Source organism: Microbacterium halotolerans (assembly GCF_003569805.1).
In the GTDB taxonomy this organism is placed as follows: Bacteria; Actinomycetota; Actinomycetes; order Actinomycetales; family Microbacteriaceae; genus Microbacterium; species Microbacterium halotolerans.
This window is the reverse complement of record NZ_KZ984051.1, coordinates 880454-894613: the sequence shown is the minus strand read 5'-3', so window position 1 is coordinate 894613 and position 14160 is coordinate 880454. Positions and strand designations below refer to the sequence as shown.

10 protein-coding genes and 2 pseudogenes are annotated in these 14160 nt (G+C 68.1%); 3 read left to right on the top strand and 9 right to left on the bottom strand.

The genetic code is table 11. From position 1 onward, the window contains the following. Positions 1–43 precede the first annotated feature (43 nt). From DZG09_RS04085 to DZG09_RS04075, 3 genes and pseudogenes are all read right to left on the bottom strand, one after another. Positions 44–1693 carry a discoidin domain-containing protein gene (locus DZG09_RS04085; protein ID WP_119696404.1) on the bottom strand — a complete coding sequence of 550 codons (1650 nt, stop codon included), beginning with the start codon at positions 1691–1693 and terminating at the stop codon, positions 44–46. 8 nt (positions 1694–1701) lie between these two features. Then, positions 1702–4590 (bottom strand): annotated as a pseudogene (locus tag DZG09_RS16855) (polysaccharide lyase family 8 super-sandwich domain-containing protein); the annotation flags it as partial. 130 nt (positions 4591–4720) lie between these two features. After that, on the bottom strand, positions 4721–6022 hold the full coding sequence (locus tag DZG09_RS04075) for an ABC transporter substrate-binding protein (protein ID WP_119696402.1): 1302 nt from the start codon (positions 6020–6022) through the stop codon (positions 4721–4723). Between the two features lie 464 nt (positions 6023–6486). Here DZG09_RS04075 and DZG09_RS16850 point away from each other — a divergent pair. Beyond that, positions 6487–6582: pseudogene (locus DZG09_RS16850) on the top strand (HhH-GPD-type base excision DNA repair protein); the annotation flags it as partial. Positions 6583–6697: 115 nt separating this feature from the next. Here the strand turns inward: DZG09_RS16850 and DZG09_RS04065 are convergent. Next, on the bottom strand, positions 6698–6985 hold the full coding sequence (locus DZG09_RS04065; RefSeq protein WP_119697380.1) for a nucleotidyltransferase family protein: 288 nt from the start codon (positions 6983–6985) through the stop codon (positions 6698–6700). A 66-nt stretch (positions 6986–7051) separates the two neighbouring features. Between DZG09_RS04065 and DZG09_RS04060 the strand changes: the two genes are divergently transcribed. Beyond that, entirely contained in the window at positions 7052–7618 is a 567-nt protein-coding gene (locus DZG09_RS04060; RefSeq protein WP_119696401.1) for an HhH-GPD-type base excision DNA repair protein, read from the top strand. Positions 7619–7620: 2 nt separating this feature from the next. Next, positions 7621–8046: a DUF1801 domain-containing protein gene (locus DZG09_RS04055; RefSeq protein WP_119696400.1), complete on the top strand. Its 426-nt coding sequence runs from the start codon at positions 7621–7623 to the stop codon at positions 8044–8046. Here the strand turns inward: DZG09_RS04055 and DZG09_RS04050 are convergent, their stop codons facing one another. From DZG09_RS04050 to DZG09_RS04030, 5 genes are all read right to left on the bottom strand, one after another. Further along, entirely contained in the window at positions 8047–8463 is a 417-nt protein-coding gene (locus DZG09_RS04050; protein ID WP_119696399.1) for a ribosomal maturation YjgA family protein, read from the bottom strand. Between the two features lie 199 nt (positions 8464–8662). Next, a complete protein-coding gene (locus DZG09_RS04045; protein ID WP_119696398.1) occupies positions 8663–10738 on the bottom strand; it encodes an iron ABC transporter permease in 2076 nt (691 codons plus the stop codon). Further along, complete coding sequence (locus DZG09_RS04040; RefSeq protein ID WP_119696397.1) at positions 10735–11739, bottom strand: ABC transporter substrate-binding protein; 1005 nt, start codon at positions 11737–11739, stop codon at positions 10735–10737. Before DZG09_RS04040 ends, DZG09_RS04045 begins: the two co-directional genes overlap by 4 nt. A 25-nt stretch (positions 11740–11764) precedes the next feature. Next, positions 11765–12598, bottom strand: coding sequence for an ABC transporter ATP-binding protein (locus tag DZG09_RS04035; RefSeq protein ID WP_276116031.1), 834 nt, complete (start codon positions 12596–12598; stop codon positions 11765–11767). Between the two features lie 112 nt (positions 12599–12710). Continuing rightward, positions 12711–14096, bottom strand: coding sequence for a glycine--tRNA ligase (locus DZG09_RS04030; RefSeq protein WP_119696396.1), 1386 nt, complete (start codon positions 14094–14096; stop codon positions 12711–12713). Positions 14097–14160: the final 64 nt, after the last annotated feature.

Genomic DNA, 14160 nt, shown 5'->3' with positions numbered 1-14160 from the left:
AGGGCGGGTGGATGTGCTCATCCACCCGCCCTTCGCGGAAGGGTCAGTCCGTCGCGCGTCGGCGTCGGATCAACATGGCCGCGGTTCCGGCGAGCAGCAACAGCACTGCTCCCCCGACCGCCCACGGAACCCACGCGGTGTCGCCACCGGTGGACGGCAGCCATCCGTCGCCGCCCGCGTCGCCGCCATCCCCGTCGCCGGAGCCATCACCGGGCTGCGCCGCGGCGATCTGGATCCGAGCAGACGCGATGTCCTCACCATCGAGGATCGCCACGATTGTGTGCTCGCCGGGTTCGGCGCCGTCAGCGATGGTCGTCGAGAGAGCGAAACGACCTTCGCCGTCCGTCGCGACGGCGCCGAGGCGCTGCGGTGTGGACCGCAGCTCCAGCGTGTACTCGGTGTCCGGTTCGAACCCCGCGCCCGTCACGACGATCGCACCGCCAACGCGCAGCGATCCTTTGACCGTGATGGTCGGTGCGACCTGCCCGTCCTCGGAGACGTCCACTGTGACCTCCTCGGAGGGATCCGACCAGCCAGCGGCATTGCGCGCTCGCACACTCACCGCATACGTTCCCGGCTCGAATCCGGCAGCGTCCGCGGAGAGAACTCCGCCATCGACCTCGACGACACGGTCACCGGCCGTGACCTCGTAGGCCGTCACCGTCGCGCCACCGTCGTCTTCGGGAGCGGACCATTCGACGTGAACTGCACCCGCCGTCGCCGACGCGGTCACATCGCGCGGTGCTGACGGCGCCTCGGCGCCCGGCTCGTCGTCGCGCTTCGCAAGTCCGTCGAGGGCAGCCGCGAGCCGCTCGGCCGCGTCGTCCACGCTCTGCTGAGCAGCACCCGGTGTCGCGAGGACGATCTTCGCCGCCTCGAGCGCGGGGAGCACGGGACGCCAGCTGTCGGACGTGTAGAGGGTGCTGTCCAAGCCGTTCGCGCGCTCCACGAGTTCATCGATCCGCGCCGTGTCCGCGGAGACGACCACATCGCACGAGGCGACCTCGTCGCCGCGCGAATGGTGCAGCAGCACCTGCGTCGCTCCCGGCTCGTGCGTATCGAGGTCGGCCTCCACCCGGCCATCCGCATCGACGCGAGCTTCGCCCGCGATCGTCACGACTGACTCGTCCATCGAGGCCACCGAGAACGATGTCTCCGCGTCGGCCGGAGCCAACGTGGCCGCCACCGTCGCGGAACCGTCGCGTCCCGCCTCCACCGCTCCCTCGCAGTCGAGCGTGTATCCGTACAACTCCAGCTCCCAAATGTTCAGTCCGTACTGCGTGGCCGGCATTCCGGTCAGCCGCACATAGCGCACCTCGGTGAAGGCGAAGTCGTGGACATGCGTCAACGAGGACTGCGTTTCGTCCACCTCGACGATCGGGCTCCACGTCTCGCCGTCGACGGACCCTTCGATCCGGTACTCGTTCGACGTTCCCGCCTCCCACCTGACGATCGCGCGGGAGATCGGCTGGACGCGCTCCAGATCGACCTGGATCCAGTGCTCCTCGCGTGCGCGGGCCGAGGACCACTTGGTCGACTCCGACCGTCGGTGGCCTTCGATGCGACGATGGTCGCATTGTCGTTGTGCACACTGTCCGCCGTCGTCGGCTTGCCGAGAGCCAGGTTGTCCTGCTCGGCGGCGATGACCGGTGCATCCGCGACCGAGCTGTCGGCGAAGACCTCGAACTCCCACAGCGACGGACCATAGTTGAGCGCGCGCATGTCGGTCTGCATACGCACGAACCGAGCGCTCTCGTCTCCGAGGTCGATGACGTCCGTGCCGCCGTCGCTTCCGCCCGAAGGCGTGGTGTACGCGTCCCGCCAGCTCGCGCCGTCGTCCGAGAGCTGGATCCGGTACGCCTTGGCGAACGCCGCCTCCCAATGCAACCGCACGGTCGACACGGGCTGGCTGCTGCCCAGGTCCACCTGTGCCCAGGCGCTGTCGGAGTTGTTCCCTCGCCACCGCGTCTCCCCGTCGCCGTCGTTCATGAGGTGCACGAGGTTGTACCCCGCATACCCGGACGCACGCGTCTCGGCGTCGATCGCCAGATTGACGCCGGAGTCCACTCGGAGCTCTCGAACAGCGACATCCTCCTGCTCACCATCGAGCATGACCACCCGCACGTGTTCCGCGGGGGTCGGCGTGATCTCCACCTCGCTGGTGCCGCCCTCGGCGTCCGAGACGCGCGCATGATCCGTCCATTCCTCGCCGTCGTTCGAGGTCTGCACGAGGAAGTCGGTGGCGAAGGCATCCGCCCAGTCGATCGTGACCTTCGTCACCCATGAGCCGCGCTCGAGACGGGTGGCGACCCAGGCGGGAGCGGGCGCGCCCGCGCTCCAGACCGTGTCCCGGTCGCCGTCGCCAAGAGCCTGCACCGAACTGCCGTCGGCGGTCGTGCTGGCGGAGTGATCCGACGCTTCAGCCGGAGCGTCCTCGACGAGAGGAGCGGTCACCGTCTTGCCGACGTTCGCACCGGATCCGAGACCGAAGACACCCGACCAGTCGTCGCCGGCCCCCTCGAGAGAGACGGACACCGACAAGCCCGGTCGGTCGGGGTTGGCGACGCTGACGACAGGACGGGCCCCGCTCTCGTCGACGAGGACGAGAGCCGGCTCATCCACGGTGAGCGCACGCCCACCGCCGAGATCGACCGAACCCGCGCCGTAGAAGGTCGCCATCGTGAGTGCGAGATCGTCGTGTCGCACGGCCTGCACGTCGGAGTCGTTGCTCAGCGTGCGCACCGCGGGCGCCGCGACGTACGCTTCGACCTGCTCGGGCTCAGCCGCGGGGAGCACCGTGTACTCGTAAGAACCGGAGGTCGGCTTCTCACCGTGGTCGATGTGAAGCATGAACGCGTCGCGATCCACCGGGTCCTCATCGATCCAGCTACCGGTCTGGGTGCGGTTCGACACACGGACATCCTGGCCCTCTGCGAAGACGTAGCCGACCTCGTCGTTGTACGCCCAGCGCGCGTCCCCGACGCTGTCGAAGGCGGTCCCCGGCGCGACGCTCTCGCCGCCGACGCTCGCATTGTCCTTCGCGACCACCTGGTTGATCGTCGTGTGCACGGCGGCGTCGCTGTCGGAAGAGATATCCGTGCCCAGCGCGACCACCTGGTCGTCGAAGGCGAAGTAGCTCTTGCGGGCTTCGGTCCGTGCCGTGTCGAGCGTCAGGACGCTCGCACCGTACTCGCCGTTGGAGACACCGCCGGTGAAGCTCGCGCCGTCCCCGTTGCGTCCTCGGTTCGCGACACCGCGTTCCGTGCGCTTCTCATCCGGCGCAGTGACGCCGGGGTAGTGGACCCAATCGAACGTCGGCCCCAGATCGAGGTACTCGCGATTGTTCACCTGGATTGCGGTCGACCCCATCGCGTTCCAGTACACGGGATTGCCGAGCTCGTCGCGATACGCCGTGCGCAGTTCCGCTCCGAACGTGCGCGACGAGTTCAGCCGGGTGAAGATGCCGTACTCGTCACGGATGTGCGAGCTGAACTCCGAGCGCCAGAAGTACTTGTTCCCGGAGGCTCCGTTGGTCCGCGTCTCGCCGAGGATCCCATCCAGCATCGCCTCGTACGATGTGGCGTAGAGCGGGTCGGTGCGCACCATCCACTGCAACGGCTCGATGAACTCGGACGCGTGGCTCGTGACGCCCTGGATCGTCTTCGGCGGACGGTAGTTGAGGTAGAGCATCCCGATCTCGCCGCGGATCATCCACCGCGTGCCGTTGACGATGTAGAAGGCGATCGAGTCGAGTTGGTCACGCGTGAACGCCAGCCCGGTGCCGCGCGCGGCATCGGCCCAGAGAGCCGCGTACGTGAACAGCACCATGCCGTAGCCCTCGCTGTAGAGCTGTGCGCCGTGCGCCCAGAAGCTCCCATCCGGCTGCACGGCCTCGTTCACCTCGCCGGAGGGGTCGACGGCGATCGTCTCCACGATCGTGGAGAACCCGTCGGTGACCCGATCGAGATCACCCGTCGCGAGCCCCTCGAAGATGTAGTTCGATGTACGCCAGGCACCGTTGGCGCCGACCGGGTCGAGCTTGCCGGTGTTGTGCTCCAGTGAGACCTGAAGAGCGGCGTCGCTGAGCTCATCGCGCAGGAGGATCGAGACTCGGCCCATCGCGATCGACTCACCGATCTCGGTCTCCCACCAGTTCGCGTTGCCAGGGTCCGCCTCGTCCCAGTACAGGAGGGCGCGATCAAGGGCCTCAACCAGAGCCGGGTCCTCGAACCCGGGGGCTGTGGGATCGCGGTAGGCGTGGGCCATCGCGACCATACGGTACAGCGCGATGTACGCCGACCAGGTCGCTCCGTTCGCTGAGCTGGTCCGGTCCGCGTAGTCCACATCGTCCCAGGACCCGTCCGGTTCCTGAGACTCGACGTAGTCGAGGGCCTCGGACGTGCGGGCGAGATAGATGCCGTTGGCGATGATGATCTCGTCGCCCTGGGCGAGGTAGTAGTCCTGAAGGCGATCGATGATCACACTGATGTCCTCGTCCGACCCTGCGGCGACGGCAGGGCTCGCGGACAGCCCGCTGACTCCGAGGATAAGGACGAGGGAGAGGGCGAGCAGGGCTTTGATGCGTCTCATCGAACGGGCTCCTTTGCCTGGCGTGAGTGTCGGGTGTGCGCGCCTGCGCCGCGGCGCACGTGCTGCTGTGACTGTGGAGATGCCCGGGGTGCGGCGGGGGGCGCACCCCGGGCGGTGGGGAGAGGCGGGACTATTCCTGCGTGGCGAGACCGTCGATGGTCTCTGCGGCCGAGCGCATGGTCTCGTCGAGGTCGCCCTCGCCGGCCATGACCGCGCCGCTCCATGCATCACGGAACGTCTGCCAGATCTCCGTGGTGTTGGGGATGTTCGGGACGTCCACCGTGAGCGGCACTCCGCGCGAGAAGGTCTCCAGCACCGGGTCCTCGGCTAGGTAGTCCGCGGCGACCGTGTCGATGTCCGTGCGAATCGGGAACTGTCCGGTCGTCTCCAGCAGTGCGAGGTCGTTTTCGGCATCCATCGAGAACTTCACGAAGTCCCACGCGGTCTGCTGGTTCTCGCAGGAGGTGTACAGGCCGACGTTCTTGGAGTCGCCGAAGGTGTAGGTCTCTTCCACCGGCATTCCGTCGGCGGTTGGCAGCGGCACGATGCCGTAGTCGACCTTGCCGTCGAACTGTGCCGCGCCCCAGGGGCCGGCGATGCCCATCGCGGCGACGCCGTCGGCGAAGGGCCCTGCCCACGCGTCGCCGCTGTACGCTTCGGCGGACGAGTAGCCCTCGGCGTACAGGGTCCTCCAGAACTCGAGCGTCTCCATGCCCTCCTCGCTGGCGAAGGTCGCCGCACCGTCACTGACCAGCTGCGTGCCTCCGGAGTTCGCGAGGTAGAACGGATAGAAGTCGAACAGCGAGTTCGTGTAGTCGCTCGACGCGGGCGGGTAGAGCGCGAAGTCCGCCGAGTCGGCCTCCTGAATGGCGGCGGCCGCAGCCAGCACGTCGTCGTACGTGGACAGCTCCGGGTTCTCCGGGTCCAGACCTGCTGCCTCGAACGCGTCCTTGTTGTAGTAGAGCATGAAGGGGTTCGCCTTCCACGGGACCTGGTAGAGGTCACCGTCGGGCGAGCGGAACCCGTCCGCGGCGTCGCCGGAACGCTCGATGATGAAGGACTCTCCGTCGTCGAACGTCTGCGAGATGTTGACCAACCCGCCCTGCTTCTGGAACGCCGGCACAGCGGCGGGAGCGGTGTTGTAGACCAGACACGGCGTGTTGCCTGCCGTGATCGCCGCGCCGATCGCGTCCTCCGAGGACTTGCCGGACGGAATCGCCTCCGCCGTCACCTGCTCGTCGGGATTCTCAGCGTTCCAAGTCTCGACGACAGCCTCGCCCCAGGCGATCTCCTGCTCGTTCGTCGAGTACCAGATCTTGATCGGGCCGGATGCGAGATCCGCCTCATCCGCCTCATCGGCCCCGCCGGAGGCGCACGCTGCCAGAGGCAGCACAACGGCGAAGAGTATGGCGGTACCTGCGTAACGCTTCATTGCGCAGAACTCCTTCGTTCGAAGACCCCCACGCGAGTCTCCAGCTGTGATCTCTGCCCCTCCAAGGAGCCGATCCGCGCAGACGATGACTCGCCTTACGCCGGGTGGATCGACCGACGGTGCCGAATCGCCCGCGGGAGACGCATCCGACATCCCACGAGGGGACTGAACACGTTCAGTAAACCGGTTTTGTACTGCCTTGTCAATCGTTGCTATACAGACGAACTGCAACCAGTGCTGATGCCTTTTCTACGTGCAGTTCCCACTCCGTGCCCGAAACTAAACTTCCTAAACTCACGCAGCTCCGCTCGCGTCCTCGAATCCCTGCTCGAGTTGCACGAAAGAGGCGTATCCGTCGGATGAGTGCACCCGCGCCTCCGTTCCCCGAGGGCTCGTCCGAGGCGGCCCCGCCCCGAATCCGGACGCCGAGGGGTGACGCCCCGTGGCATGCGAGAGGATGGGGCATGGCGCTGAACATCACAGGGGACGCCGAGACCGACCGGCTCCTCACCGACGATCCGCTCGCGCTGCTGACGGGGATGCTGCTCGACCAGCAGGTGCGTCAGCCATGGGCAAGAATGGTTCCACGGCGCTCGACTTCATGCGCGAGTATGAGCGCCGCACGAACAGTCATGACCTCGAGAAGCTCGCTCCGCTCATCGCGGAGGATGCGACCTAATAGAACAGCCGAGCGTCGTGAAGGATCTGCGGACGGATGTGCTCGTTCACGGCGTCGCGTGCGACAAGATCCACATGGCGCCCGAACAGCTCCGTCAGTTCGTCCTCGAGTTCGAAGAAGGCGAACCCCAATCGAGTTCCGGGTTTGAGTTCGTACAGCAGGTCGAGATCGCTGTCACCGTGCTGGTCCCCTCGACCAACCGAACCGAACACCTCCAATCGCGCGACGCCGTAGCGCTCGCCGATCTCGCGGAGCCGATCCGCGTCGAAGGTGATCCCACCCATGCGAACATGGTACGTGGTCATGCATGCGCCTGGCTTGATCCGACCGAATCGCGAGAAGATAGCCCCATGGCCCTTCACATCACCGGAGACACCGCCGCAGACCGGCTCCTCACCGACAACCCGCTCGCGCTTCTCACAGGCATGCTGCTCGACCAGCAGGTCGCGATGGAGACCGCGTTCGCGGGGCCCCGCAAGCTGCACGAGCGGATCGGTGCCGTCGACGCGGAGACGATCGCGGGCTACGACCCCGAGGCCTTCGTCGAGGCGTTCCGGCAGACGCCGGCCGTGCACCGCTTCCCCGGCTCGATGGCGGGGCGCGTGCAGACCCTCTGTCAGAGGATCGTGGACGAATGGGGCGGCGATGCCGCTGCGCTGTGGACCTCGGGCGATCCGGACGGCCGCGAGGTGCTGAAGCGACTGAAGGCGCTGCCGGGATTCGGCGAGCAGAAGGCGAAGATCTTCCTCGCGCTGCTCGGCAAGCAGTACGGGTATGCGGGATCCGGATGGCGCGAAGCATGCGCACCGTACGGGGAGGACGGTGCGTTCCGCTCGGTCGCGGACATCGTCAGCCCGGAGTCGCTGGCGAAGGTGCGCGAGACCAAGAAGGCGATGAAGGCCGCGGCGAAGGCCTAGAAGTGAAGCGCACCGGCAAGGATGTCACGGGGCTGATCGCACGCGCCGCCCCCGCGGCGAGGCGGCGGGACGCGGAGGCGCTCATCGCGCTGCTGCGCGATATCACCGGTCGCGAGCCCGAGGAGTGGGGCACGATCATCGGATTCGGGTCCTGCCGCTACCGCTATCCGACGGGCAACGAGGGCGATTCGCCCCTGCTGTGCTTCGCGCCGCGCAAGACGGCGACCACCATCTACCTGCTCGACGGCGTCGACGCACACGCCGAGGCGCTGGCACGGCTCGGCGCGCACACGACGGGCGTGGGCTGTCTCTATCTGCGGGATCTGACGCAGGTCGATCTCGATGTGCTCCGCGGCATCCTCGAGCGCTCCCTCGCGTGGACGGAGGCCGGGGGCTCCGAGTACGCGGCGATCACCGTCACGGGCTGATCATCGGTCCGCCCGCGAGGCGATCCGTTCCGCGCTCCGCCGCCTCGCCCGTCCGGCCATCCGGATGATCGAGTCGACCACAACGGCGATCGCAACCCCTGCGGAGTACATCACGATGTCCCACCAGGAGAACACCGTGCCGAATACGAGCATGAGCGGACGGAACGCCATCCCCCACAGCTCGGGCAGGCCCGTGAGCTGGAAGAACTCGATCGCCGTGCACCACGCGAGCGCGACGCCTCCTGATGCCCACACGGGCCAGCGCGGAAAGACGAACGCCACAAGCAGGTAGATCAGGACGGCGTAGAGCGCATCGCCCGCCGCGTCGCCGACGAATCCGTCGGGCGCGAGTGCGTGCACCGCGAGACCGGCCGCGATCACGCAGAAGGCGACGAGGGCGAGCAGGAAGCGGCGCATGCGGTGAGGATACGCGATCGCATCACAAACTGCGCTCGAGAGCTCCGGCGCCGTGCACGTTCTGCACCGCCAGCTCGAAGGCGGTCATCGAGTGCGCTCCTGCGTCTGCAGACTCGTATCCGGTGTCCGCCTGCCGGATAGTGGCCGACGCTCGGCGTATCGATCTCTCGTCTGCGCATACCTACGCGGACAACACGCCTCACCCCTCGCGCATGCGGCGGAGGAGCCAGAGGAAGTACGGCGTGCCGATCAGGGCGACGACGAGGCCGGCCGGCAGCTGCTCTGGGGCGAGGACCGTGCGGCCGACGGCATCGCTCACGACGACGAGACCTGCGCCGAGGATCGCCGTGAGCGGGGCGAGTGCGGCGTGGCTCTTCCCGACGATCATGCGTGCCGCGTGCGGGGCGACCAGGCCGACGAACGAGATCACGCCGATGCACGCGGTTGCCGCAGCGGTCAGCGCGACAGCGAGCCCGATATGCACGACGCGCGAGCGCTCGACGGACACGCCCCATACGCGCGGCGCCGTGTCGTCGAACTGGAGCACGTCGAGGTCCCTCCGCGTGCGCGCGACGACGACCGCCGCCACGACGAAGAGGATCGCCATCGGTGCGATCTGCACCAGGGAGGCACCGTAGGTGGACCCGCCCATCCAAGTGATGGCCTTCGTCTGGTTCCACGGATCCGTGCCGACGATGAGCAGCGTCGTGAGTGCCGCCGCGCCCGCGCCGACGCCGATGCCGACGAGCACGAGGCGCAGCTGATCGGCACGGCCGAAGAGCGCCAGGAGCACGGCTGCGCCCGCCGCCCCTGCCGCCGCGCCCGTGAACACGAGCAGGTCGGAGCTCACGGGAAGCACCGTGATGACGACGACGCCTCCGAGACCTGCGCTCGCGGAGACTCCGAGGATCCCCGGATCCGCGAGCGGATTCCGGGAGACGGCCTGCACGAACAGACCGGCGAGCGCGAGGCACGCACCCGCGAGGAGAGCGCCGACGACGCGCGGCACCCGCGAGTCGAGGATGATCTCGACTCGCACGGCCGCCGCCCCGCGGATCCAGTTCGCGATGTCACCGAGCAGGATGAGGCTGTCTCCGACCAGGACCGACCCGATGGCGACGACGAGCGCGAGCACCCCCACCACTGCGATGACGATGCCGGGCCGCCTGCGCCCCATGCGAGTTCCGGCCTTGAGCGTGATGAGCGACTCGCCGTCTCCTCCTGCCGTCGGCAGGCGATGAGCGACCGCGATGAGGAAGGCTGAGCCGATGACGCTGGTGACGACGCCCGTCGGAATCGTCACGCCCGCGATGGCACCGAACATCATGCGGAGCGCGACGTCCGCGGTGAGCACGAGGGCGACGCCCGCGACCGCGCTGAGGAGGAGGAACGTCCGCTGCCGCCGGAGCGCGGGGATCCGGCGCACCACGAGGCGCATGACGGCAGGAGCGCAGAGACCGACGAATCCGATCGGTCCGGCGATCGTCACGGCACCGGCGGCGAGTGCCACGGCGCCGACGATGACCCATACGCGCGTCGAGAGCACGGGGACACCGAAAGAACTCGCAGCGTCCTCGCCGAGTTGGAGGAGATCGAGCCGGCGGCCGAATGCGAGCACGACGACCGCCGCGACTGCGAGCACGGGTGCGACGCGGATGACGGCGTCGAGACCGTTCTGCGAGAGAGATCCCGCGCCCCATGCGAACAGACCCTGCGTCTCCCACGGGAGAAGGAGGAGGAGAACGGTCGTGAGCGAAGATATCCCGAGCGTCAGCACGGATCCGGCGAGCACGAGCCGAACGGGCGACAGGCCGCGTCCCGACGCGAGCCCGAGCACGGCGGCGGCCGCGACGAGGCCGCCGGTGAAGGCGGCTGCAAGACCGGCGAGCGGGGAGAGACCGATGCCCAGCGCCGCCGCGAGTGTGAGGGCGAAGAAGGCGCCGGCACCGACCGCCGTCGTCTCGGGCGAGGCCAGCGGGTTGCGGGAGACGGACTGCATCGCGGCGCCGGAGAAGCCCAGAGCCGACCCGACCGCGAGAGCGGCCGCGAGGCGGGGGACCCGCGATTCGATGAGCACAGCGGCGGCGCGCGGGAGCTCGCCGCCCGTGGCGGCGGCCCAGAGGGTGGCGGCGTCGACGTCGGCCGTGCCCTGCGTGAGGTGGACGATGCTCGCGACCGCGAGCCAGAGCACGACAGCGCCGATGACGACAGCGCCCCGCCCCCGTCGCGCGGAGCGGACGGGGGCGGGTGCCGCGTGCGTCGTGTCGAGCGTCATCCCGCCGTGAGAGTCGCGGTGACGTCGTCGCTGAAGTCCATCAGCGACGCAGGCCCGCCGTAGACCCAGATGCCGTCGGCGACGCCGGCGACGCGCCTGTCCTCGACGAACGGCAGACTGTCCCACACGGCGTTGCCGCTGAGGTGTGTCTCGACGGGGTCTTCGCTGTCGGCGTTGGCCCAGAAGAGGAACCACCCGTCGTCGGGGAGCGCGGTGAGCCCCTCGATGTCGGTGTACGTCAGGTCGTATCCCTCATCGCCCTCATCGTCGTCCCACGCGATCTCGAGCCCCATCGCCGACATGACTGCCTGCGGAGCGGATCCTGGCCCGTGCATGCGGATGCTGACATTGCTTCCATCGGCGTACGGCGACGTGAAGACGACCGGCGTGCCGTCGAGGCCCGCATCGGCGATGGCCGCGGCGTTGTCGGCGATCGTCGCGTCGAGTTCGTCGATCAGCGCGCGGCCCTCGTCTTCGCGCCCTGTCGCCGTAGCCAGCGTCGTGACCGTGTTCTCGACGTTGCCAAGCGGATCCGAGGCCTCGGCGGGCGTCAGCAGGAGCACGGGCGCGACGCGCTCGAGCTGCTCGCGCACCTCATCGGGGACGGATCTCGGAACCCCGACGATGAGGTCGGGTTCGATCTCGGCGATCGCCTCGACGCTCGGCTCGCTGCGCGTTCCGACATCGGCGGGCTCGCCCGAGAGCGGCATGGAAGAGCCGACCCAGCTCTCGTATCCCTCGACGTCGGACAGCCCCACGAGCGAGAGTCCGAGCGACTCGACGATCTCGGCCTGACCCCATTCGAGGGCGACGATCTCGGAGGCTGCGCCGTTCGGCAGCTCGACGTCCTCGCCATCCGCATCCTGCACGACGACCGCTTGACCGGTCTGAGCGTCGTCTGCCGATTCACCTACAGCATCGCTCGTTGTGCCGCAGCCGGCGAGAAGCGCGACTGCGGTCAGGGCGGTGACTGCGGTGGCGGATACGCGCAGTGGTGTCATGATGTCTTCTCCTGCCTGGTGAGTGTCAGACCGCGGATGCGATCCGTCGGGCACGCTGGCGGCGCGCGCGGATGTCGATGGCGCCGGTCGCGGGATCGTGAGCGACGTCGACGGGGATCCCGTAGACATCGCTCAGCAGCTCGGCGGTGAGGCAGGCGGCCGCATCGCCATGTGCGACGACGCGTCCTCTGCTGAGTACGTGGACGTCATCTGCGACATCGGCGGCGTGGGCGAGGTCGTGAAGGACCACGCCGACGGCGACGCCATGGTCGTCCGCGAGCTGGCGCATCAGGTCGAGCGTCTCGACCTGATAGCGCAGGTCGAGATGGTTCGTCGGCTCGTCGAGCAGCAGGACGCCGGTGTCCTGCGCGAGCGCCGCAGCGAACCAGGCCCGCTGCATCTGGCCGCCCGACAGAGTCTCGAGAGGCGTGTCGCGCAGCGCGTCAAGCCCCGTCAGATCGAGCGCGCGCTCGATCGCTGCCGCACCCAGGGGATCCCGCCCCCGCCAGCCGTCACGGTGCGCGTGACGCCCGTAGCCGACGAGATCCGCGACCGTGATGCCGACAGGCGACGGACGCTGCTGGGCGAGGAGTGTGATGCGCTTGGCGAATTCGCGCGACGACAGCGTCCACGCATCGTCCGCGTCGGGCAGCGCGACGGATCCGCCGCGTGCGCGCACGAGCCGCGACACGGCGCGCAGGAAGGTCGACTTGCCTGATCCGTTCGGCCCGACGAGGGCGGTGACGCGACCAGGTCTCAGTGTCATCGAGACGGCATCGACGACGGTGTTCTCGCCGTACGACACGGACAGCTCGCCCGCTCGCAGGGACCAGGCGGGCGCAGCAGAGACGTCGGACACCGGATTAGCTTAGCATTACCTAACCTATAGCGGCAGAGGTGGCGGGCTCTTACCTCGAGACCACGACAGGGTCTGCTGCTGATCGGAGTACGTCTGCTCGCCTGCGCGCCGCCTACGCGCCGCGCAGGCGCTCAGCGAGGTAGCCGTAGAGGCCGTCGAGCGAGACCCTCTCCTGGCCCATCGTGTCGCGGTCGCGCACGGTGACCGCGTCGTCGTCGAGCGAGTCGAAGTCGACCGTGACGCACAGCGGCGTGCCGATCTCGTCCTGACGGCGGTAGCGGCGGCCGATGGCCCCGGCGTCGTCGAAGTCGACGTTCCATGAGGTGCGGAGATCCTCCGCCACCTTGCGCGCCAGCGGCGAGAGCCGCTCGTTGCGGCTCAACGGCAGCACTGCGACCTTGTTGGGCGCAAGGCGCGGGTCGAGCTTGAGCACCGTGCGGGTGTCGGTGCCGCCCTTCGCGTTGGGCACCTCCTCTTCCGCGTATGCGTCGACGAGGAACGCCATCATCGACCGGGTGAGGCCGAAGGACGGCTCGATCACGTACGGCACGTACTTCTCGCCTGACGCCTGGTCGAAGAACGACAGGTTCGCGCCGGAGTGCTCGATGTGGTTCTTCAGGTCGAAGTCGGTGCGGTTGGCCACGCCCATCAGCTCGCCCCAGCCCTTGCCGGGGAAGCCGAAGTCGTACTCGAAGTCGATCGTGCGATCGGAGTAGTGTGCGCGCTCACCATCCGGAACATCGAAGCGCCGCATGTGGTCGGGGTCCACACCGAGGTCGACGAACCAGTTCCAGCACGCCTCGACCCAGTGGTCGAACCATTCCGGAGCCTCGTCCGGTGCGACGAAGAACTCGATCTCCATCTGCTCGAACTCGCGGGTGCGGAAGATGAAGTTGCCCGGCGTGATCTCGTTGCGGAACGCCTTGCCGACCTGGCCGATGCCGAACGGAGGCTTCTTGCGCGCCGCGGTGACCACGTTGGCGAAGTTGGTGAAGATGCCCTGCGCCGTCTCGGGGCGGAGGTAGTACAAGCCCGATTCATCGTCGACGACGCCGAGGTAGCTCTTGATCAGCCCGGAGAACGAGCGCGGCTCGGTCCACTTGCCGCGGGTGCCGCAGTCGGGGCAGACGATGTCGTCCATCCCGTTCTCCGGCTGACGACCCTTCTTCTGCTCGAACGCCTCGATCAGGTGGTCCTCACGGTGCCGCTTGTGGCACTGCAGGCACTCGACCAGCGGGTCGGTGAACGTGGCGACGTGGCCGGATGCCTCCCAGACCTTGCTGGGCAGGATGATCGACGAGTCGAGGCCGACCATGTCGCCGCGGCCGCGCACGAAGGTCTGCCACCACTGGCGCCGGATGTTCTCCTTCAGCTCCGTGCCGAGCGGACCGTAGTCCCAGGCCGACCGGGAACCGCCGTAGATCTCACCCGCTTGGAACACGAACCCGCGGTGACGGGCGAGGGCGATGACCTTGTCGAGGCGGGACTGTTCGGCCACGGTGGCTCCTATGGTCGCTGGGGTGCGGATCGCGCGCGGAATCCTCACACGCGCACGGTGCCCC

Coding starts and splice junctions, on each gene's coding strand:
- DZG09_RS04075 (WP_119696402.1), bottom strand. CDS start 6,022: ATGAAGCGTTACGCAGGTACCGCCATACTCTTCGCCGTTGTGCTGCCT.
- DZG09_RS04065 (WP_119697380.1), bottom strand. CDS start 6,985: ATGGGTGGGATCACCTTCGACGCGGATCGGCTCCGCGAGATCGGCGAG.
- DZG09_RS04060 (WP_119696401.1), top strand. CDS start 7,052: ATGGCCCTTCACATCACCGGAGACACCGCCGCAGACCGGCTCCTCACC.
- DZG09_RS04050 (WP_119696399.1), bottom strand. CDS start 8,463: ATGCGCCGCTTCCTGCTCGCCCTCGTCGCCTTCTGCGTGATCGCGGCC.
- DZG09_RS04045 (WP_119696398.1), bottom strand. CDS start 10,738: ATGACGCTCGACACGACGCACGCGGCACCCGCCCCCGTCCGCTCCGCG.
- DZG09_RS04040 (WP_119696397.1), bottom strand. CDS start 11,739: ATGACACCACTGCGCGTATCCGCCACCGCAGTCACCGCCCTGACCGCA.